The organism is Bifidobacterium mizhiense (assembly GCF_020884755.1).
GTDB classification, from domain to species: Bacteria; Actinomycetota; Actinomycetes; order Actinomycetales; family Bifidobacteriaceae; genus Bombiscardovia; species Bombiscardovia mizhiensis.
In genome coordinates, this window is record NZ_BPWE01000003.1 from 186,248 (window position 1) to 212,453 (window position 26,206).

General features: G+C 59.5%; 16 protein-coding genes. 3 read left to right on the top strand and 13 right to left on the bottom strand.

Translation table 11 applies throughout. The features are described 5' to 3' along the window. Positions 1-56: 56 nt before the first annotated feature. Both LPC22_RS05645 and LPC22_RS05650 read left to right on the top strand, forming a co-directional pair. Entirely contained in the window at positions 57-1,658 is a 1,602-nt protein-coding gene (locus tag LPC22_RS05645) for an aminopeptidase P family protein (RefSeq protein WP_373312904.1), read from the top strand. A gap of 3 nt (positions 1,659-1,661) precedes the next feature. Beyond that, entirely contained in the window at positions 1,662-2,198 is a 537-nt protein-coding gene (locus LPC22_RS05650; protein WP_229133073.1) for an NUDIX hydrolase, read from the top strand. Between the two features lie 46 nt (positions 2,199-2,244). On the opposite strand, the gene LPC22_RS05655 is transcribed toward LPC22_RS05650, so the two are convergent. From LPC22_RS05655 to LPC22_RS05670, 4 genes are all read right to left on the bottom strand, one after another. After that, positions 2,245-3,480, bottom strand: coding sequence for an ROK family protein (locus LPC22_RS05655; RefSeq protein WP_229133153.1), 1,236 nt, complete (start codon positions 3,478-3,480; stop codon positions 2,245-2,247). A gap of 230 nt (positions 3,481-3,710) precedes the next feature. Continuing rightward, positions 3,711-4,937, bottom strand: a complete 1,227-nt coding sequence (mmsB, locus tag LPC22_RS05660) for a multiple monosaccharide ABC transporter permease (RefSeq protein WP_024627188.1) — start codon at positions 4,935-4,937, stop codon at positions 3,711-3,713. Positions 4,938-4,960: 23 nt separating this feature from the next. Continuing rightward, positions 4,961-6,529 carry an ATP-binding cassette domain-containing protein gene (locus LPC22_RS05665; protein WP_229133074.1) on the bottom strand — a complete coding sequence of 523 codons (1,569 nt, stop codon included), beginning with the start codon at positions 6,527-6,529 and terminating at the stop codon, positions 4,961-4,963. 66 nt (positions 6,530-6,595) lie between these two features. Continuing rightward, a complete protein-coding gene (locus LPC22_RS05670; protein WP_229133075.1) occupies positions 6,596-7,717 on the bottom strand; it encodes a substrate-binding domain-containing protein in 1,122 nt (373 codons plus the stop codon). Positions 7,718-7,959: 242 nt separating this feature from the next. On the opposite strand from LPC22_RS05670, the gene LPC22_RS05675 reads away from it, so the two are divergent. Then, on the top strand, positions 7,960-9,504 hold the full coding sequence (locus tag LPC22_RS05675) for a xylulokinase (RefSeq protein WP_229133076.1): 1,545 nt from the start codon (positions 7,960-7,962) through the stop codon (positions 9,502-9,504). Between the two features lie 19 nt (positions 9,505-9,523). Here LPC22_RS05675 and LPC22_RS05680 read toward each other — a convergent pair whose 3' ends face one another. The 9 genes from LPC22_RS05680 to LPC22_RS05720 form a co-directional block, all read right to left on the bottom strand. Further along, positions 9,524-12,754 (bottom strand): glycoside hydrolase family 2 TIM barrel-domain containing protein, encoded by a 3,231-nt coding sequence (locus LPC22_RS05680; protein ID WP_229133154.1) that lies wholly within the window; start codon positions 12,752-12,754, stop codon positions 9,524-9,526. 121 nt (positions 12,755-12,875) lie between these two features. Next, positions 12,876-13,952: a LacI family DNA-binding transcriptional regulator gene (locus LPC22_RS05685; RefSeq protein WP_229133155.1), complete on the bottom strand. Its 1,077-nt coding sequence runs from the start codon at positions 13,950-13,952 to the stop codon at positions 12,876-12,878. 323 nt (positions 13,953-14,275) lie between these two features. After that, positions 14,276-15,568 (bottom strand): glycoside hydrolase 5 family protein, encoded by a 1,293-nt coding sequence (locus LPC22_RS05690; RefSeq protein ID WP_229133077.1) that lies wholly within the window; start codon positions 15,566-15,568, stop codon positions 14,276-14,278. 7 nt (positions 15,569-15,575) lie between these two features. Beyond that, complete coding sequence (locus LPC22_RS05695) at positions 15,576-16,415, bottom strand: carbohydrate ABC transporter permease (RefSeq protein ID WP_024627195.1); 840 nt, start codon at positions 16,413-16,415, stop codon at positions 15,576-15,578. Further along, positions 16,412-17,383 (bottom strand): carbohydrate ABC transporter permease, encoded by a 972-nt coding sequence (locus LPC22_RS05700; protein ID WP_229133078.1) that lies wholly within the window; start codon positions 17,381-17,383, stop codon positions 16,412-16,414. Before LPC22_RS05700 ends, LPC22_RS05695 begins: the two co-directional genes overlap by 4 nt. A 2-nt stretch (positions 17,384-17,385) precedes the next feature. Beyond that, the gene (locus tag LPC22_RS05705; RefSeq protein ID WP_024627197.1) at positions 17,386-18,687 is read right to left on the bottom strand and encodes an ABC transporter substrate-binding protein; all 1,302 of its coding nucleotides are present in this window, start codon (positions 18,685-18,687) and stop codon (positions 17,386-17,388) included. Positions 18,688-18,789: 102 nt separating this feature from the next. Next, positions 18,790-21,939, bottom strand: a complete 3,150-nt coding sequence (locus tag LPC22_RS05710; protein ID WP_229133079.1) for an alpha-mannosidase — start codon at positions 21,937-21,939, stop codon at positions 18,790-18,792. Between the two features lie 198 nt (positions 21,940-22,137). Further along, the gene (gene xylA, locus LPC22_RS05715; RefSeq protein ID WP_015021581.1) at positions 22,138-23,481 is read right to left on the bottom strand and encodes a xylose isomerase; all 1,344 of its coding nucleotides are present in this window, start codon (positions 23,479-23,481) and stop codon (positions 22,138-22,140) included. Between the two features lie 134 nt (positions 23,482-23,615). After that, entirely contained in the window at positions 23,616-26,078 is a 2,463-nt protein-coding gene (locus LPC22_RS05720) for a glycoside hydrolase family 2 TIM barrel-domain containing protein (protein WP_229133080.1), read from the bottom strand. Between the last annotated feature and the right edge of the window lie 128 nt (positions 26,079-26,206).

Sequence of the window (26,206 nt, forward strand, 5' to 3'; positions counted from 1 at the left end):
GAACGCACTACCATGGAACCAACATAGTCAGAACCGGAATCTCAAGGAGGCTGGACGTGACCGCATCCGCACAGGAGCATCTACAAGGAGACACTGATCCCAAGAACGTGGACCTGGATGAGCAGAACATGGAAGACCGGGTGAACAACCGCACCCTGCGCCCCAACTCCCCCGCCTTCCAGAAGTTCATGACCACCGGGTGGCAGGCCCAGGAGCCGCAGATCGAGCCACTGGAGTCCAGCAAATATACTGAGCGCCGCCTGCGTGAACTGGGTCAGCGTTTCCCTGGTGAACGACTGGTCATCCCTGCCGGATCCTACAAGACCCGAAACAACGACAACGACTACGCCTTCCGCCCAGACACCACCTTTGCCTACTACACGGGCCTGGGCGAGGACTACGAACCCGGCGCCATTCTGGTCCTGGACCCGGTGGACCCCGACAGCCCGGAGGCCGCCAAGGGGCTGACGCATACCCCCGAGCTCTTCGTCCATCCCCGGGCCGATCAGTCCACCCGCGACTACTACAGGTCCTCCCAGTACGGGGAGTACTGGGTGGGTCCCCGGGCCGGGCTGCGGGAGCTGGCCATCATGACCGGCATCCCCACCAAGGACATCGCCTCCTTCCCTGATGCCATCGCCAAGGATCTGGGGCCGGACCAGGGAGCGGTCAAGATGCGGGTAATCCGCACTGCCGACCAGGAGGTCTTGAATCAGGTGGAGGCCGCCCGCAAGGCCAACGGCATCGGTGGTCCGGACCGCAACGAGGAGGCCGACGACAAGCTCGAAGAGTTCACCTCCGAGGCCCGCATGATCAAGGACGACTACGAGGTGGGCGAGATGCGCAAGGCCATCGCCGCCACCAAGGACGGATTCGACCGGATTCTGACCCACCTGCCCCAGGTGGTAGGCAAGCCCCGTTCCGAGCGGATGCTGGAGGGCGTTTTCAATGCCAACGCCCGCGAGAAGGGCAACGACGTGGGCTACGGTTCCATCATCGCCTCGGGCAAGCACGCTCCTATCCTGCACTGGATGCGCAATGACGGAACGGTCCAGAAGGGCGACCTGCTCCTGATCGACGCTGGCGTGGAGGTCAACAGCCTCTACACGGCCGACATCACCCGCACCTTCCCCGTAGGCGGCACCTTCAGCCCGCTGCAGAAGCGGATCTACCAGACCGTGCTCAAGGCCCAGCAGGCCGGATTCGAAGCAGCCAAGCCCGGCGCCACCTACTCGGACATCCACCATGCCGTCATGCGGGTACTGGCTGAAACTTTGCACGAGTGGGGCATCCTCAAGGTCAGCGTGGAGGAGTCCCTCTCCCCCCAGGGCCAGCAGCACCGGCGCTGGCACGCCTGCGGATGCGCCCACCACCTGGGTCTGGACGTGCACGACTGCGCGGAGGCCAGGTACGAGTCCTACCAGGGCGCGCCCATCACCCCCGGGATGATCTTCACCATCGAGCCCGGACTCTACTTCAAGGAGAACGACCTGCTGGTGCCTCCGGAGTTCCGCGGCATCGGCGTGCGCGTGGAGGACGACGTGCTCATGACCGAGCAGGGACCCCAGTGGCTGTCTGCCGGCATCCCCAAGACCGTCGAAGAGGTGGAGGCCTGGATGGCGCAGCGGGCCGCACTGGCCGACCCGGACAGGGACTGATGTATGCCCACTCCTGACTTCGTGCTCAGACTGCGCCGGTCCATAGGCCATGACCTGCTCTGGCTGAACGGTGTGACGGCCTTCGTCAGCGATGACCAGGGCCGCCTCCTGCTGGGCCGGCGCTCCGACACCGGCCAGTGGGCCCTGGTCTACGGGATCAACGAACCGGGCGAGGACCCGGCCGACACCGTGATCCGCGAGGTCAAGGAGGAGACCGGGGTGGATGTGATCGTCACCGACCTGGCGGCCGTCACATCCTCCCAAGAGGTGACCACCTATGCCAATGGCGACCGGACCATGTACATGGATCATCTGTTCATCTGCCGGCCTGACCCCAACGGCAACACCGATCCCTTCGTGGGTGACGAGGAGAGCCTGTCAGTCGGCTGGTTCGACCCCGATCAACTTCCATCCCCGCTGGCCCAGACCACTGTGGAACGCATGGCCCGAGCCCGGACCTATCTGGAGCGCCTGCAGGGCGGAGATGCCCACGCCCTCTTCAAGGCTGGCGGCAGGGAGCTGCCAGCAAATTCCCACTAGTCTCAAGTTGACCATTGGGCCCTTGTACGGTTCAGCCCTTGGCGGCTCAATCCTCGAAGAAATCCAGCGGATCATCGATGAAGCGACGTAGTCCTACCAGGGCTGCCCCCTTGAGGGCCGGATAGTCGGCCTGGGTGGGGATGAGCACGCGAATGTCCACGGCATCCCGGCCCAGGGTCAGCTGATTGAGCCGATCCTGCAGACGCTGGGCCAGGTTCCCCCCGAAGTGCGACCAGAATCCCCCCAGAATGACCGTATCCACGTCAACAATATTGATGGCTGAGGCGATGACCGAGATCATGGCATCGAGCCCGCGGTCGATGGCGTCTACAGCTTTGGCATCACCCTGCTGCCAGCGCTGGTAGAGCTCCTCCATGGCCTGGGGTGTGACCGCCTCGGCTCCGGTGGCGATGTCAGCCGCCTCAACCAGAGCCCTGCGCCCGGCATAGGTCTCCAGGCACCCACGGCGGCCGCAACGGCAGGTTGGGCCATTCAGATCCACCGAGGCATGCCCCAATTCACCGGCGAACCCATGGTCTCCGGTCTCGACGGCCCCGCGACGCACCACAGCCCCACCGATACCGATGTCAGTGGAAATGTAAATAAAGGAGTCGGTGGGCGAAAGTGGCCCCTCATCTCCGCCCGCAGGACGCTGAGCAGCGTAGCCGGGAATCTGAGCAAGGGCTGCCAGACGCGCCTCGTTGCCCACTCTGGGAGCTAGTCGACGGACCAAGGGAAATTCCTGCAGGTCCAGACGTTCCCATCCCAGGTTGCGGGCCATGAGCAGGGTGGTGTCGCCGCCGACCAGGCCGGGCAGAGCCAGGCCCGAACCCACTGTGCGGTAGTGCCGACGGGACAGCTTACGTTCGATGGGCTTGGTCAGTTTCTCCAGGTCAGCGAAGACCCGATCGGGTTCCGCCTCATGCATATCATCCTTGACCCAGGCCGAATCGATCAGGGTCCCATCCAGATCCATGGCCAGACACCCGTAGCCATCGGTGTTGATCTGCAGGCCCAGGCCAGCCCAGCGTCCGTGTGCGATGGACAGTGGGGTACTTGGTCGGCCATGGTTGCTCTGCGAAGTCTCAGGCTCTTCCTCGCGTACCACCCTATTCCTGAGTAGGAGTCCAGCCAGGAGCGACATAGTAGCCTTGGTCAGTCCTGTGGCCTTGGCCAGATCCGCCCTGCTGAGCGAGGTAGGCGACCGCAGAATGGTGTCGATGATGACCGAGAGGTTGTGGTTCCTCAGATCATCCTGATTGATAGAGCGCAGGGCAGTCACGGAAATCATCCCTCCAAATCCGGGCGGCAAAACCACCCTACATGCCAGAAACCACCTTTCAGTATCACACATGAACCCGCCAAAATCCGCAAATTCAGCTGGAGCTTCCGCCCTCGGATACGTAGGTAGAAGCTAGGAAGGAAAATTAACGACGAGCTTTAAACAAGGCCCCGCCCTCTGTTCTTCCAAGCAGGAAACGAACAGAGGGCGGGGCGCAGACAGGTCAGCAATTACTTCTTGTGACGTTTGCTGATCAAATCATATGCCACGGCGATAATCACAACCAGACCCTTGATGATCTTCACTATGGCGGCATCCGCACCCATGATCGACAGCCCTTGGTTGAGCACACCCATGATCAGTGCACCTACCATGGCACCGGGGATGGTGCCTACGCCACCAGCCACAGCCGCACCACCAATGAAGCAGGCGGCGATGGCGTCCATTTCAAACTCCATACCGGTCTGGGCCGTAGCCGAAGCCAGTCGGGACAAAGTGATGATTGCGGCGATGGCGGCAAGCAGCCCCATGTTGAGGAATATCTTGAAATCGACCTTGCGTGTATCAATGCCCGAAAGCACGGCGGCCTTTCTATTGCCACCGACGGCATAGATATCGCGCCCTAGCACCATCCTGTTGAGAACGAACCAGTAGATGCCCACTAGCACAGCGATAATGACCAAGACGATGGGTATACCACCCTGGGTTTGGTTTCCGGAAGAAGCCAGCAGGTAGGTTACGAACCCAATGACCAAGGTGGCCAGCACACACTTGATAATCATCCAGCTCTTCGGCTCGGCCTGCAGCCCGACCCGGATAGTATGAGACCGACGACGGACCTGCATGACGATAACCAAGAGTATGACCACTGCCCCAACGACCAAGGTCAGCCCGTCCAGACCAAACCAGAAGCCGAAGATGTTAGGCAGGAAATCCTTGGAGATGGCACGGAACTCACGGGAGCGAAGGGGAATGGATTCACCGGCGATCACAGTTGCCAGACCACGGAAAACCAGCATTCCGCCAAGGGTCGTGACAAAGGCGGGTACGCCAACATAGGCCACCCAGAAGCCCTGCCAGATACCCACAATCAGCCCGAGCGCCAGCATGAGCACAATGGCCAGGAACCAGTTCAAACCCCAGTTCTTCATCATGAAAGCGCCCATGCCGCCAATGAAAGCAACCACAGAGCCCACAGACAGATCGATATGAGTACCGATGATCACCATAAGCATGCCGATGGCCAGAACGAGCACATAGGCATTCTGCTGAAATAGAGCAACGAAATTGTTGGGGAAGAGCAGACGCCCTCCGGTCAGCACTTCGAAGATGGCAATGACCACTACCAGTGCCAGATAGATTCCATATTGTCGAGCATTGCCCAGCAAGGTGGACTTAAGAGTGGCCACCTGCGGATTTCCGCTGTCATTGGACGCTTCAGCGACCGACTGCTTCATTGTTGTTTTTCCTTCCTTGACGCTCATGCGAACACCGCTTCCTGACTGCAAGGGATTTCAGACGTCATGTACCGCATCAGCTCCTCCTGATCGGTGGCATGGGCGTCCAGACATGCCGTAATGATTCCTTGACTCATCGTGTAGATTCGGTCACAGATGCCCAAGAGCTCAGGCAACTCGGATGATATGACCAGAATGGCCGAACCGGCATCGGCCAGCCGGTCGATGATCTCGTATATCTCGTATTTGGCACCCACATCGATGCCACGGGTCGGCTCGTCCAGTATGAGCACTTTGGGCTCAGTGGATACCCACTTGGAAAGCACCACCTTCTGCTGGTTGCCTCCGGACAGGCTGCTCGCCGGCATCTCTATGCTCGGGGTCTTCGTCCTGAAATCCCGCCGATACTGCTCAGCAATCTGTTTTTCACGGTCGAGATCCAAGACACCGTGGTGCGACAGGTGTCCGAGGTTAGCCATTGAGGTGTTCTCTCGTATGGAAGCGATCAGGTTGAGGCCGTACTCTTTCCTATCTTCGGTGGCGTAAGCCAGACCCGCGTCGATGGCCGAGCGCACGTCGGGCAGGGTAATTTTCTTGCCTTCCATGTATATGTCGCCGCTAGCCCCGACGCCGTACTGGTGACCGAAGATGCTCATAGCAGTTTCGGTTCTTCCGGCACCGATCAGCCCAGCCATACCCACTATTTCGCCAGCGCGGAGATTGAAGCTGACATCCTTGGCCACCAAACGGTTGGAATCCTGTGGATGGTGGACGCTCCAATGCTCAACACGGAACATCTCCTTGCCGATGTGCGATTCGTGCTCCGGATAACGATTGGTCATCGGTCTGCCGACCATATCGCGGATCAAGGCATCCATGTCCAGGGGGTGCTCCTTATCGACCCGACAATCACTGATGGTCTTTCCGTCCCTGATCACCTGGACGGCATCCGCTGACGCCGCTATTTCGTTGAGCTTATGGGAGATGATGATGGCTGTTATGCCACGTTCCCTACGAAGCCGGTCGATCAAATCCAGCAGGTGGAAGGAATCCTCATCGTTGAGCGCTGCTGTGGGTTCGTCCAAAATAAGCAATTGAACGTTTTTGCTGAGTGCTTTGGCGATTTCCACCAGTTGTTGCTTGCCCACACCGAGGTTGGAGACCAGGGTGTCTGGATCCTCGTCCAAACCGACCAGGGACATGACATCCTTAGCCTTTCGGCGTTGCTGATCATCCTGGATGAAGATCCCCTTGGTGATGGGATTGCCCAGAAAGATATTCTGAGCAATCGTCATGTAGGGCTCGAGTGCCAGCTCCTGGTGGATGATGACGATTCCCTCGCGCTCCGAATCTCGTATGCTAGAGAACCTGCAGGGTTTTCCCTGGTAGATGATGCTTCCTGAGTATGATCCATACGGGTAGACTCCCGACAGAACGTTCATGAGAGTGGATTTACCAGCCCCATTTTCGCCGCAGATGGAGAAGATCTGACCCTGTTGGACCTTGATATTGACATGGTCCAATGCCGTGACTGGACCGAAGGACTTTACAATGTCCCGCATTTCCAAAATCGTGTTTTGAGATGATGTCATTGGTGCCTTCTGAATTTAAGGGCATCCACACTCAATGAACCTCGGCGAATGCCCGATGACGTTTCGTCACAGTCCAGCGTTTGCCGCGGAGATATACCCGCTGTCAACTAGTTCCTTCTTGACGTTGTCCTTGTCAACGGAGACCGGCTTCAGCAGGATCGAAGGCACATCCTTGTTGTTGTTGTTGAATGTGTCGTTGGTCTTGGGCTTCTGTCCCTTGACCAGTTTCTCGATCAGGGCAGCAGTGGAATCAGCCAGTTTACGAGTATCCTTGTAGACCGTCATTGTCTGCTTACCCGCAACGATGTTGGCCACATTAGCCTTTTCAGCATCCTGACCGGTGATGATCGGATAGTAATTCCAGCCCGCCGCGTCTACAGCGTTCACAGTCCCCATGGCAATTGCATCATTGGGGGCGAGAACGGCATCAAGATGTCTTCCGCTGTTGTAATAGGAATTGATGCGGTTTTCCATCTCGCTCTGCGCGTTTTGACGATCCCAATTCTGTATGCCGATGCTCTGCCAATCCTCGAGATTCTTGGGAACTCGACCAGACGGGGACACCAATGACCCGTTTTTAAAATATGGTTCGAGGACCGACCAAGATCCTTGGAAGTAATATTTGGCGTTGTTGTCTGTTGGGGAGCCTGTCATCAGCTCAATGTTGAAGGGCCCTTTTTTGCCACTATCCAGGCCGAGCTTTTTAACTATGTATTGCCCTTGGAGTTTGCCCACCTCGGTGATGTTGAACGTCGAGTAGTAGTCACAAGCATCGGTGTTCATGATCAGTCGATCGTAGGCGATCACCGTAGCACCGTTTGATTTGGCTGCCTCCGCGGCTGGCCCTACAGCCGTGCCGTCAATGGAAGCAATCACAACGAAATTAGCTCCCTGATTAGCCATATTCTGAATCTGGGAAGCCTGCAGATCCGTCTTATTGTCAGCAAATTGCAGGAGGACCTTATAGCCCTTGCCTTCAAGCTGTTTTTTGAGGTTATCGCCGTCGAGACGCCAGCGTTCCAGCTGTTGTTCCGGCATCGAGATTCCGACGGTCACATCTGAGGGGTTTTTAGCATTTACGCCCCCCCCCCCCCCCGCAGTCGCGCCTCTTGAGCCTCCGCAGGCACCCACTGACGCGAGCATGACAATCCCGGCCAGTGCACAAACCGCTCGTTTCCAATTGTTCATGATGGTTCCTTTCTTCGTTGAAGGGTTGCCTCCGACTTGTCCCCCTCGGCAAGCTGGATCTCTTCCGGCACACATACTAGCACAAAGTTTATTGATTTGACTATTTCAAGTAATTACGTAGGTTTTTGCCGCAGATTATCCTAGATTTAGCAATTCGTGAAGGCACATTAGTATGATGAATTAATGATATTGATCGAGACAAGCACGTTCTCGCTGAAAGGCGATCAAGCAAGGAGGCTGACATGAATGAGATCCTGGTGGCGGGAGTGGACACTTCGACGCAGTCCTGCAAGGTGAGGGTCACCGATGCCCGGACCGGTCGGCTGGTCCGCTTCGGCAAGGCTCCTCATCCGGCAGGCACCAGCGTTGATCCCATGGCTTGGTGGAAGGCTTTTCAGGAAGCTTCCGCCCAAGCGGGTGGATTGGACGATGTTTCGGCAATCAGCGTGGGCGGCCAGCAGCATGGCATGGTGTTGCTGGACCACAAAGGGCGGGTGATCAGAGATGCTCTGCTCTGGAACGATACGCGTTCAGCTCCTGATGCCGATGATCTCATAGTTCGAATGGCTGAGGCCAATATCGGCGAGGCTGAAAGCACCGAGGCAGAGAGTAAAGGGACAACAAACAAGAACCCGGATTCAGACCAGGATCTGGCCATGCGGGGCAAGCAAGCCTGGGTACGGGCTGTGGGTTCCTCCCCGGTAGCCTCGCTGACCATCACCAAGGTGGCCTGGGTCAGCCGGGTGGAGCCGGATAATGCCAAGGCCATCGCGGCCATATGCCTCCCCCACGACTGGCTGAGCTGGGTTATCGCCGGCCATGGTCCCGCGGCCGACCCGGAGACTGAACCCGGACTGGAGGATCTCTTCACTGATCGCTCTGATGCCTCCGGCACCGGCTACTACGACCCCGCCGCCGACAGCTACCGGCGTGACCTGCTGGCCTTGGCCCTGCCCGACGGGATGGCCGAACAGGTCATCCTGCCCAAGGTTCTTGGCCCCCACCAGGTCGGAGCCAAGGCCGACCCCCGCATCGCCGGCAGGGATGTGCCCGGCGGCTGCATCATCGCGCCGGGCGGCGGCGACAACGCCATGACGGCCCTGGGCCTGGCCATGCAGGTGGGCGACGTCTCCATCTCCCTGGGAACCTCGGGGGTCGCTGCCGCGGTCAGCCCGGTCCCCGCCTATGACATGAGCGCCTCGGTCACCGGATTTGCCGATGCCACCGGCCACTGGCTCCCTCTGGCCTGCACCATCAACGCTTCACGCATCCTGGACGCGGGCCTGGCTGCCCTGGGGACGGATTATGACGGTCTTGCCGAATTGGCTGAGAAGTCATCGCCGGGGGCCGAGGGCATCACCCTGATCCCCTACTTCGACGGCGAGCGCACCCCGAACCGCCCTGACGCCCATGCCAGGCTGGAGGGGCTGACCCTGGCCAACACCACGCGCACCAACCTGGCCAGAGCATTCGTGGAGGGCCTGCTCTGCTCCCAGCGTGACTGTCTGGAACTGCTGAAACGACTGGGCACCACGGTCTCCAGGATCCTTCTGGTCGGCGGGGGCGCCAAGTCCCCAGCGGTCAGAGCCTATGCCCCGGGAATCCTGGGCATGGATGTGCAGCTGCCCCGGCCGGACGAGTACGTGGCCATCGGGGCAGCCCGCCAGGCGGCTTGGGCTCTGACTGGAGAAGAGGAGCCTCCCGCCTGGCCGGTGGACATCGAGACCACGCTGACGGGAGCCCCCTGCGAGCAGGTCTACCAGCAATACCTGCGCTGGCGGGGATGAAGGGCCCCGCCAGCCTGAGTCACTTGGAACGGACCCGCAGATGCAGTCCGAAGACCAGATCGGTTTCATCCAGGCGATAGGCAGGATCCAGCTCAGGTCCGCAGCTGTTGGAGCCTATGCCGCTTGTGGCATAGTCCAGGCAGAGCACGGTCGAGCCAGATTCCTCCAGCTCATGGTCGTGCCTCTTGGCGGTCAGCTCCTCCTGCGTGTAGGGGGAGCAGTTGAAGCTGATGGGCCCATCCCCCGCCGCCTGCAGCAGAGAGCGGTCATCCTCCACCAGGACGTAATCGCAGCCAAAATGGGTGCCGTTCTCCTGGGGACGCAGGTAGTGCTCGACCATGCCTGATGCGGTGTCATGGAAAACGCCATAGTGGCTGGCACGGTGCATGTCCCGGTAGCTCTCGTAGGGCCCGTAGCCGCAGTAGGTGACCCGCTGGAGGCTCTTGGGCAGGAAGAGCCGCAGACCGAACCTGGGCAGATAGGGAAACTCGGGATCCCGATGCAGCTCCATCTTCAGGTCCAGCCCACCCTGGTCACTGAGGGTCCAGGTGGCGAGGATGCTGCCCATGGGTTGAATAAAGGGTGCCACCAAGGACAGTTCAGCCTTGATTGTGGTCAATCCCCTGTCCTGATCGGTCTGCAGCTGGCTGGAGAGGGCTCTGGTACCAGCCCGATCATATTCGGCCTTGCGCCATTCATTCTTGATGATGGCATCGTTGTCGGTGGGCGCTCGCCAGAGGTTGACCTCCATAGGGGCGTCCAGCAGGGAACGGTTGTCGATGCTCATGGATTCCACCATGCCGGTTCGGCGGTTGAAGACGTAGCGCCAATCAGCCCCCTCCACGTCGAAACGGGCATCCGTCTGCCTGACCACCGGACGGTGGGCGCCCCGGGATCCACTGCCGGGGTCGGCACTGATGACCCTGGCCACGCCGTTGGGACGTTCAGGCATCCCCATGTCTGAGGCTCCAAGCTGATCGAAGCCCAGCGGATACCCTTGTGGAAGCACTGGATCGGCCTTGGCCAGGGCGTACTCCACAAGCAGGGTCAGGCGGCCGTGCTCGGGCGGATCCATGACGGGTAGGCCCACGGTGCCCTCAGCATGGGGGGCGATGTGCAGGCCGGTCCCGCGATCCAGTTCAGGCGTCCCGGAGGCCACAGGCTCCCCATCACACAGAAGGGTCCACTTCAGGCTCAGGTATTCATCCAGGTAAGTGAAGTCCAGGTAGTTATGCAGGGTGAGCAGTCGGGTCTGGGGATCGTAGCCGACCAGACGGGCCGGACGGAAGACGTTCTTGAACTCCCTGAGGCCGGTGTGGGGCCGCCGGTCGGGGTAGACCAGGCCGTCCATGCAGAAGTTGGCATCATGGGGGTACTCGCCGTGGTCTCCCCCGTAGGCATAGATTCGACGGCCCTTGCGGTCCCTGCCCTGGTCGATGGCGTGGTCGGCCCACTCCCAGATGCAGCCGCCCAGGAGCCCCGAATGGGCCTGGATGACCCGGAAGTAGTCCTCCAGATCCCCGGGCCCCAGTCCCATGGCATGGCAGTATTCGCAGAGGAAGTAAGGCTTCCGGCCCCCGTCTCCGTCATCCCCGTGGCTGCTGATGCCGTGAGGACCCTCCGGCGTGAAGTAGTCCTCGATTTGCTTGATGGAGGGATACATCCGCGAGGTGATGTCCAGATTGCTGTAGTCCAGATCCTTCCGGGGCGAACCGTGGATGGCCGACTCGTAGTGGGTCAGACGGGAGGGGTCCCGGGACTTGGTCCAGGCCAGAGCCGCCTCGATGCCACAGCCGTATCCGCTCTCGTTGCCCATAGACCAGATCAGGATGGAGGGATGGTTCTTGTCCCGTTCCAGGCTGCGCTGGACCCGATCCACAATGGCCTTGGTAAAGAGCGGCTCGTCGGCGATGCGGCCATTCCAGTAATCGGGCTCCTTCCAGTCCGGACCGTGGTAGAGGGCCTCGATGCCATGGGCCTCCAGGTCGGCCTCGGCGATCAGGTAGAAGCCCAGCTGGTCGTAGAGGGCGTAATACTGAGGGCTGTTGGGGTAATGGGAGGTGCGGATGGCGTTGACGTTGTGCTCCTTCATCAGGGTCAGGTCACGCATGATCTGCTTCTGGTCGATGGCGAAGCCGGTGCGTGGGTCCCCGTCATGGCGGTTGACCCCGTGGATTTTAATTGGCCTGCCGTTGACCTTGACCACCTGGCCGTCCACGCTGATGGTGCGCAGGCCGATGTACTCGGTGATGACCTCATCCGAGTCGCCGGAGCCGGTAGAGGTGGCCCTGGTCGACAAGGTCAGCCGGTAAAGTTCAGGGTCCTCGGCATTCCAGAGACGGGGATGGCCAACCTCCATGGCAAATTGCGCAGGCTCCTTGCAACCCGTCAGCTCGGCCCGGGCCACCTCCACACCATCGGGGTCGGTCAGCAGAGCCTGGATGTCCAAAGCGTCATCGTCTCGATCTGATACGCCGGTCGGATCCAGGTCCAGGGTCACACTGGCGTGACTCATGTCCTTATCGAGGTCAGTGTGGACGAACCAGTCGCGCAGACGTGCCTTGGGCCGACGCAGGATGTAGACATCGCGGAAGATGCCACTCATGCGGAACTTGTCCTGGTCCTCCAGATAGCTGCCATCGCACCACTTGAGCACCAGAACGGCCAGCTGGTTACGGCCTCGCTGCAGGTGGTCGGTCACGTCGAATTCGCTGGTGGCGTGCGAGACCTGGCTATAGCCGATCAGATCCCCATTGACCCAGAGATAGAAGCAGGAGTCCACTCCCTCGAAATTGAGCAGGGCCCGAGGCGCTGAGGGATCGGGCTCGTAGTCGAAGGCGCGCAGGTAGATGCCGCAGGGATTGTCGGCAGGCACCCTGGGCGGATCGAAGGGGAAAGGATAGCGCACGTTGGTGTATTGGGGGTTGTCATAGCCCTGTGTCTGCCAGACTCCCGGCACATGGATGGGCTTGTACACCCCTCGGCCCGCATCCTTGGAAGGGCTGTAGTCGGCTTCAAAGAAGACCGGATCCTTGGCCTCGACCGCGGATTGGACCTCGGCATCCAACTGGTCGATGCTGGCATAATAGCGAAAATCCCAGTCCCCATCCAGGTCCAGGTAGCGATCGGAACGCCTGCGCAGGTCACCACGCGTGTCCATGGGGGCGCCGGCTGGCACGCAGTATGCACGGTTGGGCTCGGTCCCCACATGCAGCGTGGCTGGATCCTCGTAATAACGTGGTATGAACATGACTATTCCATCCTCCTCGGTGGCCATGGCAGCAGACGTTTCACAGGCGTAACTGTTTACGCTCACATGCGACCATGATAGCGGGGCCATGGCACAGAATTCCCGGAGGTTGTCACAGGCCTCATTGCACCGGACGCGCCGTGCTCTCACGGATGACCAGCTTGGGGGTAAGGATGCGGCGGTTACCCCCCACATGCTCCCCTCGGAAGATCTTCAGAAGCAGGTTGGCCACCTTGGTGCCGTAGAGTCCGGCATCACGATGGACCGACGTGATGGAGGGGTAGGTACTCTGGCAGATGAAGCTGTCCTCGAAGCTGACCATGGCTGGCAGACCCATGCAGGCCGACGCAGGAGCAGTGGTCTTCTCATCGGACCCTTGCACTGCCACGGATGTCGTCCTGCTTTCCAGCATCGCTCGCAGACTTGCCGCAGCCATGATCTCGTTCTCGTAGATAAAAGCCGTATATGGATTCTTCCCCGATGACAGACGAAGCGTGAAGGCGGCGGCCTTGTCCGGCGTGAAGTCCGTGAACTCCACTTTCGGCTCCCCCAGGTTCTTATTGCGGACAAACTCCTTGAAGGAAGAGACACGGGCACGGCTGTAGTCAAGGTTCTTATCCCCCGACAAGTAGGCGATCCGGGCATGCCCGCGCGAACTCAGATGATCCATGATCGTCGTCATGGTTCGGGAATCGTCGATGGACAGCGAGGGCAGGTAGTTGTCTGAGTCAGGTCCTCCGGCCAAGACTGCAGGCAGACCCAGATTGTGCAGGAGCCGAGGCCTGGGATCATCGGAAAGAAGATCCACCAGCACCACCCCGTCGACCCGCTTGCGTCTGGCCCAGTCCCGATAGGTGTCCAGCTCCTCATCCAGGGTGGCGCAGGGGCGGAAGAGCAGGCCATAGCCCGACCTGCTCAGGGAGGCGTGGATGCCGGCCATGAAATGCAGCATGAAGCCTTCGGTCTGGAAGGCATCCATGGACCTGGCCGGCGCGAAACCCACTGTCATAGTCTTGGAACTGCCCAAGGCCTGAGCGGCATATGCAGGTTTCCAACCCATTCTGGCCGCCGCTTCGCGAACCCTGCGCTTGGTCTGGATGGAGACTCCGGGCTTGTCATTGATAGCGAAGGAGACTGCGGTCTGGGATATCCCCAGTTCGTTGGCTATGTCCTTGAGGCTGACCCTGGCATCGTCCATCTCCTTGTGAACAGACGAGTCCGTTCTGGCTTCTGTTTCTCCGCCAGCGGACTCGTCGCCCATGCGCCACCTCATATCAACCATCCTCGTCGACGCCCGTAATCCGGCTCGGTCGACTCATCAAACAAAACTACCTGCCACACGCTTTAGGCGTATATGAACATCGGCCTTTAACCTTAACTTAGACCCTCATCCGCACAAAACAGTGACTTACAACGCATACGGTTGCAGACGACCATGTTTGAGATCAAGGACCTTGTTATCGTTCACATATAGTCTCCGACGAAGGCTAAAGCCGAATATGGTGAGCCAGAGTGCAGCGGTCAGGACTTCTCTCGCAGGAGGGAGGGGTCAGATACGGCGCTGTAGGAGCTTCCGCCGACAGGCTTGACGGCGATGCACTCGCTGATGCCCCTGTCCTGCAACCAGCTGCTATCCGCCGCGTGCAGGGAGGTGACCAGTGTCGGCCTTGCACCTTGACGGCTGAGTTCCATCCACTTGTTGAAGATGGACCCGCCGGGCGCACAGGCAGATCTGAGCAGGGGATCATCATGCTCATCCACATCCACGACAAGAGCCGTGGACCTGGGCTGAGAACCCTCCTTGCCGGAGTAGTCCTTCACCGCCTGGGCGAAAGCCTGGCCTATGGGCTTGAGGTGCTTCTCTTGGTCGAACAGACCCAACTGATGCTCAAAGGGTGGAAAATCACCGAATTGCTGGTCGACGTCATGCGAACACCACCAGGTGATGCCGAAGATATCGCTGCAATCGAGGGCATGTTCCACCGAAGACCTGCAAAAGTCAGCGGCCTGCCCTGCGTCCATCACATTGAGCGGGGCACCAACCTCCTGCAGCCAAACCCGCCGATGTGGCTGACTGGCAAAGGCCTTCGACAGTTCCACCAGGTACTCGGCATGCCGCGTGCTCTCCTCGGCCAGGGGGCCGGACTCCTGAGCGGCGCCGTTGAAAACCCAGGAATGAATGCAGGTCATGTCTCCGATGTTGGACGCATATCTTGGCAGAAAGGCGTGGCCGTCCTGATACCAGGTCGCATCATTTTCGGAATGCAGGAGCACACGCCCTTCCTGGGCTGCCCTCTCCTTCAAGGGAGTCAGCAGCTCCAGCAGCCAGTCTTCAGCCTCCTTGGAGGTGGCGGGCATTCGACGCGGATGGACACGATCGGTGAACTGGTTGCATTCGTTGCCAATGGTCAGACCACGGAAATGCGACAGATCCGCCAAGGCTTCATAAACCGAAGCGACCAGTCGGGCCTGCGCCTGAATAGCGTCCGGATCCGTAAACATATTGGTTTCGTGCCATGAGACCAGCCATGAGGGCACGAAATCAAAACTGGACATGTGTCCTTGAATCACATCCGAATAGACATCCAACCCTCGCTCATCCGCCAGGGCGGCCATGTGCCTCAGGTCGTCCAGGGCGGCACCGTTGATCCAGGTCCTGTTGGGCTGGAGCAGCGTCCACAGCGGGAAGATGCGGATATGATCCAGCCCAATGGAAGCAATGTCGTCAAGGTCTTTGGCGACAGCATCCCAATCCGGATGCAGCCAGAAATAGAACCAGTTGTGGGAGGGGGTGTAATTGACTCCAAATTTCATGATGATGCTATTCCTTGATGCCACCCTGTTCCAGACCACGGAAGAAGTAGCGTTGGAAGCAGGCGAAGAAGACCAGAATCGGTATCAGGGAGACCAGGGCCCCCGCTGCTATCAATCTGGGATCCGAAATGAACATGCCCTTGAGTCGGTTCATGCCCAGTGTGAGCGTGTAGTTTGACTCGTCGGAGATGACGATCAGGGGCCAGAGGAAATCATTCCAGGCGCCCACGAAGGCGAAGATGCCGACGACGGTCATGGTGCCTTTGACCTGAGGCACGCAAATCCGGTAGAACCGCTGCCAAAGATTGGCACCGTCCACCTCGGCCGCCTCCTCAAGCTCGTCCGGAATGCTCTTGAAGGCGTTGGTCATGAGCAGAATGTTCACGGCGCCCACCATGCCTGGCAGGGCAACAGCCAACAGGGTGTTCTGCAGGCCGACGCTTCTGACGATCAGGAACTGGGAGATGACCACACCCTCGACGGGGATGACCATGGTGCCCATGAAAATCGTGAAGAGCAGGTTGCGCCCGCGCCACTTGAGCCGGCCCAGAGCATATCCGGCCATGGTCGAGAAGATGACGTTGCCACCGATCGAAAGAATGGCAACGATCACCGTGTTCAGCATGTACCGGAAGACCGGAACCTGCCTGAAAACGGATAGGTAATTATCCCAGGTGGGCGTCTTCGGAATGATATAGGGCGGAACCGCATAGACGTTGTCGCCCTTGCCCTTGAAGGAGAGCGACAGCTCCCAGACGAAGGGCCCCACCAGCAGGATGAAGACCAGTATGAGTACAAGGTACTGGACGACCTTGCCGACTGTGACTTTGGAGTGACCGCTTTTCATGAGTCCTCCCCCCGCTTCTGGATGATCTGCTGCAGAATCAGCATGGCTCCGACCACAACCAGGACAATCAGCGACAGCGCGCTGGCGTAGCCTGTTCTGGCCTGGATACCAGTGCCCTCCTTCTGGATGAGCATGGACATGGTGATGTCCTCGCCGCCGGGACCAGCCGTGCCGTTGGTGAGCACGTAGATCTCGTTGAACACACGGAAGGCCGCGATGGTGGACAGCATCATGATCAGCACGATGGTGGATCTCACTCCTGGAATGGTGACATAGAGGAATTGCCTTACCGGGCCGGTCCCATCCAGCGATGCTGCCTCGTACAGGGAGGCGTCAATGTTGGCCAAGGCGGTCAGGTAGATGACCATGTAGTATCCCAGACCCAGCCAGATGGTGACGAACATGGATGTGAACAGTATCAGCCAGCGATCACTGAGGAATGGGATCGGGCTGTGGATGATGTGCAAGGACTCCAGAACCGAGTTGACCAGCCCCTTGGGATCCAGCAGGTTGGTCCAGATCATTCCCACCACCACGGCCGACATGACCACGGGAGTGTAGAAGGAGGTTCTGAAGAACCCCATGATCCTGGAGTTCCCCTTGACCAGGTTGGCCAAAATCAATGGAAGAATCACCATAAAGGGGACCACGCAGACCACGTACAGGGTGGAATTGAGCAGCGCGGTCCAGAAATAGTCGTCATGCACGATCGCCACGAAGTTCTGGATGCCGATGAACTTGCCCGGTCGCAGCAGCGTGGAATCGGTAAAGGCCAGCCGGCAGGTATTCAGCGCAGCAACGATGACGAATATGAATACGATGGCAAAGGCCGGGAAGACGAACAGGTAGGGGGCGAGGGTCGTGGTCCAATGGGTCCCCTTGCCGCCTTGCCCCCCGGCTTGAGACCCGCCGGGCCGGCCGAGGGCAGAAGCCTTCGGCCGGACGGCGGAAGAGTCAACGCGGCTCATAGTTACTGCAGCTTCTCGTTGGCGTACTTGACGGCCTTGTCCAAGGACTCCTTAGCGGTCTGCTTGCCTTGCAGAGCCAGAGCGGCCTGCTGTTGCAGGTAGTCCTTGCCATTGGCATCGGTGAACTCGGCAGGACGGCTTGAGTAACCGGTCTTTACGGAGTTCAGAGTGACCTTCAGGGCCTTGCCTTGAACATCACTGGTGTCGATGTTGGCGTAGTAGGGATCATCAAGACCGCCCTTGCTGGAGGGGAAGGTGTTGGACTTCTTGGCGAATGCCAGCTGGTTCTTGGCATTGGTCACATATTGGACGAAGTCCAGGGCGAGCGTCTTGTTCTTGGTCTGGGCGTTGACAGCCAGCATCTCATAGGCCAGGCTGGCGGACTTGCCCTCATCGCTGATCTTGGTACCCACAGCCAGATGCTTGTAGAGGTCAGGAGAGTTCTGCTTGAAGTCCGCCGCCGAGTAGGCGCTGCCGCCCATGGCCACGATGGAGCCCTTCTGGAAGAACTCGCCCTGCTGAGACCACTGTGCGCTCAGGGCCTCCGGCGGAATTCCCTTCTTGTTGAACAGGTCGACGAAGCGCTGCAGGTGCTTGACGGCCTTGGGGGAATTGAAGATGTACTTGGTGTGGTCCTTGTTCATAATTGGGATGCCAGCCGACGCATAGTCATCGACAGCACCACCCAGCATGGTGGACATGTAGGCTCCGCAGCCGCTCTTGACCATGGTGTCCGCCTGGGAGAAGTAGTCGTCCCAGGTCACCGGCAGCTTATTGGGATCCAGCCCGCACTTCTGCATGAGCTCGGTATTGTAATAGGTGGGTCCATCGTTGACGTACCAGGGGAATCCGTAGGCACCCTCTTCGATGTCCTTGCCCTTGAAGGTCACCGCATCCCAGGCGTTCTTGTAATAGTTGTTTTGGGCCTTGGGAGCTTCCTTGCTGATGTTCATCAGGGCCCCGGCCTTGGCCAGACCGTACATCAGGGAGGGACCGGCATCGATGATGTCGGGCAGGGAATTGGCTGCTGCGTCGGCGGACAGCTTCTGCTCATAGTTGTCCGAGGGCTGGTCGATCCACTTGATGGTGGTGCCGGGATGCGACTTCTCGTAGGCCGAAATCAGGTTTTTGAAGTACGGCGTGTACTTGTCGTTCTTCAGATTCCAGGTCTGGAAGGAGATCTCGCCCGACGGCTTGCCGTCTTTAGACCCGCCTGAACTGCTGTTGCTTCCACCGCACGCCGCCAGCGAACCCGCCATGGCAGTCGCGCAGATCAGTACTGCTACCTTCTTCAGTGCTCTCATCGGAGCTTCCTTTCTGTTTTTACTACTCACTTCTTTGTGGAGCTTCCGGCCGGTCCAAATTGACGAACGAACCGGCCGGACAGACACCCATGGTCAGGCGATTCAGCGCCTGGAGAGTCTCAAGGTGGTGAATTGGAAGGGAACCAGATCCAACAGGGCCCCATCGGCTTGTGCCCCCTGCTCGGAGCACAGGCCTGGTCGCACACCCTCGGGCACAGGACCGTCCTCCAGGGAGTTGGTCTCTTTCACGGTCGCCCCCTGCAGGACGGACCCTGTGTGCAGCCTGGCCTTGGAGGGCGAAGAATCCGGGTTATAGACCCTGACAATCACATCACCGCTGTCGTCATCAGCCGTCTTGATCCAGTCGATGACGGTGGTGCCCTGAATATCCTCGACACCAGCCAGCGGCTCAACGGCAGGCAATCCATGATGGAAGACCGGGGCGTTGAGGGCATAGGCTGCTTGGAGGATGTCAGCCTGGGTGTCCCCAGGGACGATGGACCAGGCAAAGCTGTGCTTGCCCCTATCGGTATGCGGATCCGGAAAGACCGGAGCGGATAGCAGGGTCAATCTGACCAAGGTGCCTGCCTCTTTGCCAGCCTTCTCGTCGTAGTGGATCGGTGTGGTGTCACCGCCGTATGTCGAAGCGTTGACCACACCAACAGCAAGGTCGTCGTCGCTGATTCTGACGAATCGGTGCGTGCAGCTCTCGAACTGGGCCTCTTCAGCAGCATTGTTCTTCTGGATAGGCCTATCGATGAAGCCATACTGGCACTCGAATTGCGCGTATCTGGCCTGAACGGCGACGGGGATGTCCACCTTGAGCAGCTGCTCGTCCTGATGCCAGTCCACATCAGCAGTGAAGTCCAGCTGCCTGCCGCCGGGAGTCAGCCCGATCGTGGTGACGATTGTGGTTTCGCCATGCCGGCGCGATACCCGAACACCGGAATCCAAGGCCTCAATGGTGACTGGGTCATCGACCGGAGAAGCGGTCAGCAGGGCATCACGCTCCAGATCCCAGGCATCCCACATATAGGGCTCGTCCTTGAAGAGCTCGTAACCGCCCACCGAGGAGCCTTGCGGGACCAGGTCCCTACCAGAAGTCCTGTCGAGAATGGAATGAACCTCGCCATCCGAAGCGACGACGGCCCGGATAAGTCCGTTGTCCATGACGAATCCGTCGCCCTCTTGGCTGACTTGGACAGGCTTGATACCCTCGGGGCCTTCCTGGGCCTGGACTGGTCCGACGGGCTCCCAAGCCGTTTGGCCCCTGCCGTCCATGGGCACCAGCCTGGCATCAGACACCATGGGTGCTTGCGGCTGGGCGGAGGCTATAACGCGGGCAGCCTCGTCGCCGATCTGCTCCAGACGGGCGATATCCCTGCGATAGTCCTCCCTGGCCAGCCTATGGACCCAGGAGATGGCGGACCCTGGAAGAATGTCGTGGAACTGGTTGAGCAGCAACGTGCGCCAGATTTGGTCCAGCTCCTGACGGGGGTAGGTGTACGAGTCATCGACCAAGCCGGCGTAGGCGCAGAGGTATTCGACCGTGCGCAGCATGGCCTCCTCCTGCCGGCAGCCCCGCTTCATATCCTGCTGGGAGGTCAGGGTCTTGCGGTGCAGCTCCAGATAGAGCTCGCCCTTCCAGACGGGCATTTCGGAACCAGCCTCCGCGCGGATCTCTTCCTCGGACTCGCGGAAGAAGTCTGCAGGAGCCTGATACCGCACCTTGGCCGATCCCTCCACGTCATGCAGGCGCTCATAGCGTCCCAGCATCTCCCTGGTGGTGCCGCCACCGCCATCGCCATAGCCGAACAGCACCAAGGCCCTGGTCGAGATGTCCTTGTCCTGGTAGTTTTCTTCGGAGTGGTTGAGCTCGCGGGCCGTCATGCTTGAGGCATAGGTATCCATGGGAGGGAAATGCGTGAAGATGGCCGTGCCGTCAATGCCCTGCCAATCAAAGGTATGATGCGGGAATTTGGTCGTATCATTCCAGGAAATCTTCTGCGAAAGGAAGGAAGTCATTCCTGCACGGCGGGCAATCTGCGGGAATTGGCCCGTGTAGCCGAAGCTGTCCGGCTCCCAGACCACGGTCGTATCCATCCCCAGATGCTCACGGTAATACCGTTTGCCATAGGTGAACTGACGGGTCAGCGACTCCCCTGAGGGCAGCATGCCGTCAGACTCAACCCACATCCCCCCGACGGGGATGAACCTGCCTTCTTGGATGCGCTGCTTGACGCGTGCGAAGAGATCGGGATGATCCTCCTCCAGCCATGCATACTGCTGGGGCGAGCTCATGGCATAGATGAATTGAGGATCGCGCTCCATCAGGGCGAGCATGTTCGAAACAGTCCGCGCTACCTTGCGTCGGGTCTCCCGCTTGGGCCAGAGCCAGGCGGAGTCGATATGGGAATGACCCACTGCCGCATGGTCCAGGGCACTGGGGGTCGCCGGCACCGCCAGCACACCTGCCAGGGCCTGTCGAGCCGGCCCTAATGTGCTCAGGTCACGCTCGTCATAGATATTCAGCGAACGCTGCAGCGCCTTGCCCAGACGCCAGTACCGTGGCTGGCTCTGGTCGCATTCGCGGATCAGCTGGGCCGTGACCTCAAGATCCATGTAGTAGTTCCATGCCTCATGGTCAAAATGGCAGACGTCCATCTGCTTGAGGACGTTGGGCTCATCGGCGCGACCGGTGGTTCCCTCCCCCAGCTGCGTCTCCACGAATGCGGGGGTGCCAAGCAGGAGCGGATTGCAGGCCGCTTCCAGATAGATGGTAAAGGTTCCATCAGGGTTGATGACCGAAGTCTCGTCACGGGTCGGATTCCCGTCCAGATCGGTCCCATCGAGCGGAATCCAACGGTTGCGGGGATTGACGGCCTTGATGATCGATCCATCGCTCCTGTAGGCCTGGGCTTCAAAATGGCCACCGGGCGCATCAGGATGCCAGCCCAGATCAACCACCAGCTCAATCGGGCCCTTGGCGGCCCAGTCGGCATCAACTCGGCCGGTCACCTCCATCCAGGTGGTCCCCCAGGTTGTGCCCCAGGTATCCCCCAGGGAGAGAGGCTGGAAGTCCACGCTCTTGCTCTGTAATTTTCCGAAGAACTCCGATGACGGTATCGGTTCCCCGGAAATGACGAAAGAGCGGACTTGGACCTGGCCTACAGGCCGCTCAATCTTCGGTAGCACGCGTTGACGCATGACACGGTCGCACTTGTCAAGCACGCGTTCTATCTTCAGCTGCATCCTCACAACCTCCTCGTAGGTCCGCTTCGCATCTCTACTAAAGCGGTTTAGTTCGATTATACTCCTCTCTGGTCCAGGCGATAGGGCTCAGATAAAATTGGCGTGTCATACCCGGCAAACATGTCTGCCTTGGTCAGCACATAAAAAAGCCCCGCGGGCTTTCACTCGCGGAGCCAAACGACGATAGCCGGCTACAGCTCAGGCCTGTGCCAGAGCCTCGACGATGTAGTTGTTGATGGTGGCCTTGACGACCTCGAGATGGTCGGACTTGTCGGCGGCAATCAGCTCAGCCTGTGGCTTGTCAAGGCTGTACTCCTCCAAGGAGGCCAGCGTGGCCGTGCCGTCCTTTACCGTCGAACCGATGCCGGATTCGAAGGAGGAGTAGCGCTCCTGCTGCAGCTGCTCGATGTAGCCGTCCTCGTGCATCTTGGCCGCGACCAGCAGACCGGCGGCGTAGGTGTCCATGCCCACGATGTGAGTCCTGAAGAGGTCCTCAGGCAGGAAGGAGGAGCGGCGCGGCTTGGCGTCAAAGTTCAGGCCTCCGCGGGGCCCGATGCTTCCATTGGCCAGCACCTCCCACATGACGGCGGTGGCATCGTAGAGATCCGAGGGGAACTCGTCCATGTCCCAGCCGATCAGCTTGTCGCCCTGGTTGGCATCCAGGGATCCCAGGAAGCCGGCCTCGCGGGCCACGCGGACCTCATGCTGATAGGTATGCATGGCCAGGTTGGCGTGGTTGCCCTCGATGTTGAGCTTGAAGTTATCCTGCAGGTCATAGGTGCGCAGGAAGTTGATGGTGGTGGCCGCGTCGTAGTCGTACTGGTGGAGGGTGGGCTCCTTGGGCTTGGGCTCGATCAGGAACTGCGCGTCGAAGCCGATCTCCTTGGCATAGTCCACGCACATGTGGAAGAGGGCGGCCATATGGTCCTGCTCCTCCTTCATCCGGGTGTTCCAGAGGGATTCGTAGCCCTCGCGGCCGCCCCAGAAGACGTAGTTCTCGGCACCCAGCCGCTTGCCGATCTCCAGGCTGTGCTTGAGCTGGCCTGCCGAGTATGCATAGATGTCAGCGAAGGGCGAGGTGCCGGCGCCGGCCTCGAAACGGGGGTTGGTGAAGAGCGACGAGGTGTTCCAGAGCAGCTTGACGCCCGTGTCCTTCATGGCGGCCTCGATGCGATCGATCACCTTGTCAAGATTGGCGTCGGTCTCGCGCAGGGTGTCGCCCTCGGGAGCCAGGTCACGGTCATGGAAGCAGAAGAACTCGACCCCTAGCTTGGTGAAGAGCTCGAAGGCGTAATCCACCTTGGCCAGCGCCTGATCCATGGGATCGGTGTAGCGGTAGTAGGGCCTCTGAGCAGTGGGATCGCCGAAGGGATCCACCAGGCCCTGGTTGAAGGTGTGCCACCAGGCCACAGCGAAGCGCAGCCAGTCCTTCATGGGCTTGCCGGCCACCACCTTGTTCTTGTCGTAGTAACGAAAGCCCAGGCCCTCCTTGACACCCTGGCGACCTACGTATTCGATCTTGTCAACGTCCCACAGACCCATAATGCTCCTTTGCCTAATGCATTTGCCTTTACAGCGTTCACAGGGGAGGAAACCAGTTCCTGCCTCCTGAACAATAAGAGTAGAGGGACGGATCGATTTTGTCAATTCGTTGAATTATATAGATGACAATCACGTCACCTGCGGATTGGAAGGCGCAAAGCAGCCTTGCGATGACCGTCGGAAACCTTGAGTTCAAGCTGCTTGGGTACGTCCGAGCCGTCTGAACCTACTGACCGATCCGCCTGCACCACTGCCAAGGCTTGGCCGTAATAGGTGCGCGTATGCTCGGTCAAAAACCCTTCGGGATTGTATGGGGCAGCACACCCGAAGGCCAGCAGTCGGCCACCCTCTACCTGAGCAGTCAAATCCCCTGATGCCGTGGGTTTGTCAATGCCCTGCTGGTCGGTATACCTTGCCCTCACAAAGCACAACCCTCCCGGGCGAACGGTGCTCCGATCGGCCTCCAGCTTGACCATGGTCTGGGGAGCGGCTGACCGCAACCGACTCCGTCCAATCAACCTGCCCGAGCTGTCGTAGGCCAACGCCTCCAGCAGGCCGTGTTCATAAGGGCAGGAGAAACGGAATCGAGTACTACCCCGCCAACGCGAGCGGCCAAGGCAACGACCATTCAGCATCAGCACAACCTCATGAGCCCGGGCGTAGACCTCAACCTGGGCGGTTCTGCCCTCGCAGCCGTCCCACGACCATGAGTCAAGGGCATCTGTCATCTTCCAGGCACTGGGAGAATGCCTCTCCCCCGAATGATTGACGGGGCGGACAGCCAGATAGGGCCCGGTCTCGCCCCCTAACGCCACCCGTGTGTACAAGGCTTCGCCCAGCGGCCTGCCCGTCAGATCCAGACGGCCGGAACCAGCGGTCAGCCAGCCCAGCCCGCTGAACCGTGGAGCTTCCTGTCGATACTCCCAAGCGCCCACGCCGACTTCGCCCAGATAATCCATACCTGCCCAGACGAAGTCTCCGATCAGGCGCGGGCAACGGGAGGCCAGACGCATGAACTCGTCAGCGTCGCTGCAGAAGGTCTCCGTCCCCAGGATGAGCCGATGGGGGTATTTGCGGAGGTCCTGAAGGTATCGTTTGATTCCATAGTTGTATCCGGCCACATCCATAAGTGCGAAGGCATCACGGGTCAGGCGGTCGCAGGATGGTAGGGTGGCACCTCTCTTCATGAAGTCCGCCCCCATGATTCCGGCCATCTCATTGAAGAATCGGCTCCCTACAAATTCGTGACGTTTAATCGAAAGTGACACGCTCCTCTTTGACCCATCGTGCGCCACCTGCTTGGCCGCTTTCTTGCTCGAATACACCCCGAGCCCGATCGAACTCAGGAAGTTGAAGAAGATGTTGACCCCGCAGGTAACCGGTCGGCTCGCATCCTGACCGTGGAGGAAGTCAACCATGCGCCTGGTCAGCTCTACCCCCTTGGACTGGGCGGTTTCGCTGACCTCATTGCCGATGGAGTACATGATGACCGACGGATGGTTGAAATCCTTGGCAACCATTTCAGCCAGGTCCCTGCGCCACCATTTCGGGAGGTATTCCGCATAGTCGTGGATGGTCTTATGGATGTACCATTGGTCGGCATATTCGTCCAGGACCAGCATACCCAGACCGTCGCAAGCTGCCAGAAGACTTTTCGAACAAGGGTTGTGGGCGCTGCGAATGGCGTTGTAGCCATTACGTTTCAGTAATTTCACCTTCCGCTCCTCGGCCTCGGGCCAGGCGCAGGCGCCAAGGATCCCGTTGTCATGGTGGACGCAGGCACCCTTGAGAATCCTGCGAACGCCGTTGATGAGCAGCCCCTGATCCCCCCAAGCCACCGTTCGTATGCCGAATGTCGCCTGAGCCTGGTCATGGCAGCCCGATGAGGAGACGAAGAGCGCCTGGCATACATATAGCGTCGGGTTTTCCGGGCTCCATGGTTGGGCGCCAGGTAGGTCGATATCGACCTGGGCTCTGCCCTTGGAATCCACAGGGACTACAACCTCAGCCAAGGGCCCAGATTCATCCTTGTTGTTGCACATAATGCGAACCTGCGCAGTCCCGCCTGACGATGCCCGCAAGGAGACCCGGATGGCACAGGGGTTGACCCCAAGCGTAGAGACCCTGATGCCGTCCGGGTACAGATACTGCGGGCCAGCACTCCAGAGCGTGACGGGCCTGTAGATGCCTGCTCCGGAATACCACCGCGAATTGGGCTGCTGGGCGTTGCGGGCGACAACACGGACCACGCCCGGTTCCCCCGGTCGGATTTTCCCACTCAGGTCGACAAAGAACCCCGTGTATCCATAAGGGTGAAAGCTCAGGCGTTGGTCATCCAGCCAGACCTCGCTGTGTTGGTACACGCCCTCGAATTCCAGAATCATCGAATCGTGCTGCCTAAGACCGTCAGCACGTACCTGCTTGCGGTATTCGTAATCGCGTCCGACGAACCATCCACTGTTAGCCTCGCTCGGAGCATCGGCCCTTCTGGGTTCTGCCAGCATGGCATCGTGAGGCAGCTCAACGGGCTTCCAGGGTTCTTCTGACTCCTGTAAATGTCGATAGCGCCAACCCTGGTTCCAATCCGTTGCCTGCATACAACTCCTCCGCCATCGTTTATGATCTCCAGTGCATAGCCGACCTAATCAACATCGATGGATAGAAGACCAGACTACTCCCGCCTGGATAGTTCGACCTTGGCTACCAGCCGAAACCCTGCCCCTTG

Coding starts and splice junctions, on each gene's coding strand:
- LPC22_RS05650 (WP_229133073.1), top strand. CDS start 1,662: ATGCCCACTCCTGACTTCGTGCTCAGACTGCGCCGGTCCATAGGCCAT.
- mmsB (WP_024627188.1), bottom strand. CDS start 4,937: ATGAAGCAGTCGGTCGCTGAAGCGTCCAATGACAGCGGAAATCCGCAG.
- LPC22_RS05665 (WP_229133074.1), bottom strand. CDS start 6,529: ATGACATCATCTCAAAACACGATTTTGGAAATGCGGGACATTGTAAAG.
- LPC22_RS05670 (WP_229133075.1), bottom strand. CDS start 7,717: ATGAACAATTGGAAACGAGCGGTTTGTGCACTGGCCGGGATTGTCATG.
- LPC22_RS05675 (WP_229133076.1), top strand. CDS start 7,960: ATGAATGAGATCCTGGTGGCGGGAGTGGACACTTCGACGCAGTCCTGC.
- LPC22_RS05680 (WP_229133154.1), bottom strand. CDS start 12,754: ATGTTCATACCACGTTATTACGAGGATCCAGCCACGCTGCATGTGGGG.
- LPC22_RS05685 (WP_229133155.1), bottom strand. CDS start 13,952: ATGGACGATGCCAGGGTCAGCCTCAAGGACATAGCCAACGAACTGGGG.
- LPC22_RS05690 (WP_229133077.1), bottom strand. CDS start 15,568: ATGAAATTTGGAGTCAATTACACCCCCTCCCACAACTGGTTCTATTTC.
- LPC22_RS05695 (WP_024627195.1), bottom strand. CDS start 16,415: ATGAAAAGCGGTCACTCCAAAGTCACAGTCGGCAAGGTCGTCCAGTAC.
- LPC22_RS05700 (WP_229133078.1), bottom strand. CDS start 17,383: ATGAGCCGCGTTGACTCTTCCGCCGTCCGGCCGAAGGCTTCTGCCCTC.
- LPC22_RS05705 (WP_024627197.1), bottom strand. CDS start 18,687: ATGAGAGCACTGAAGAAGGTAGCAGTACTGATCTGCGCGACTGCCATG.
- LPC22_RS05710 (WP_229133079.1), bottom strand. CDS start 21,939: ATGCAGCTGAAGATAGAACGCGTGCTTGACAAGTGCGACCGTGTCATG.
- xylA (WP_015021581.1), bottom strand. CDS start 23,481: ATGGGTCTGTGGGACGTTGACAAGATCGAATACGTAGGTCGCCAGGGT.
- LPC22_RS05720 (WP_229133080.1), bottom strand. CDS start 26,078: ATGCAGGCAACGGATTGGAACCAGGGTTGGCGCTATCGACATTTACAG.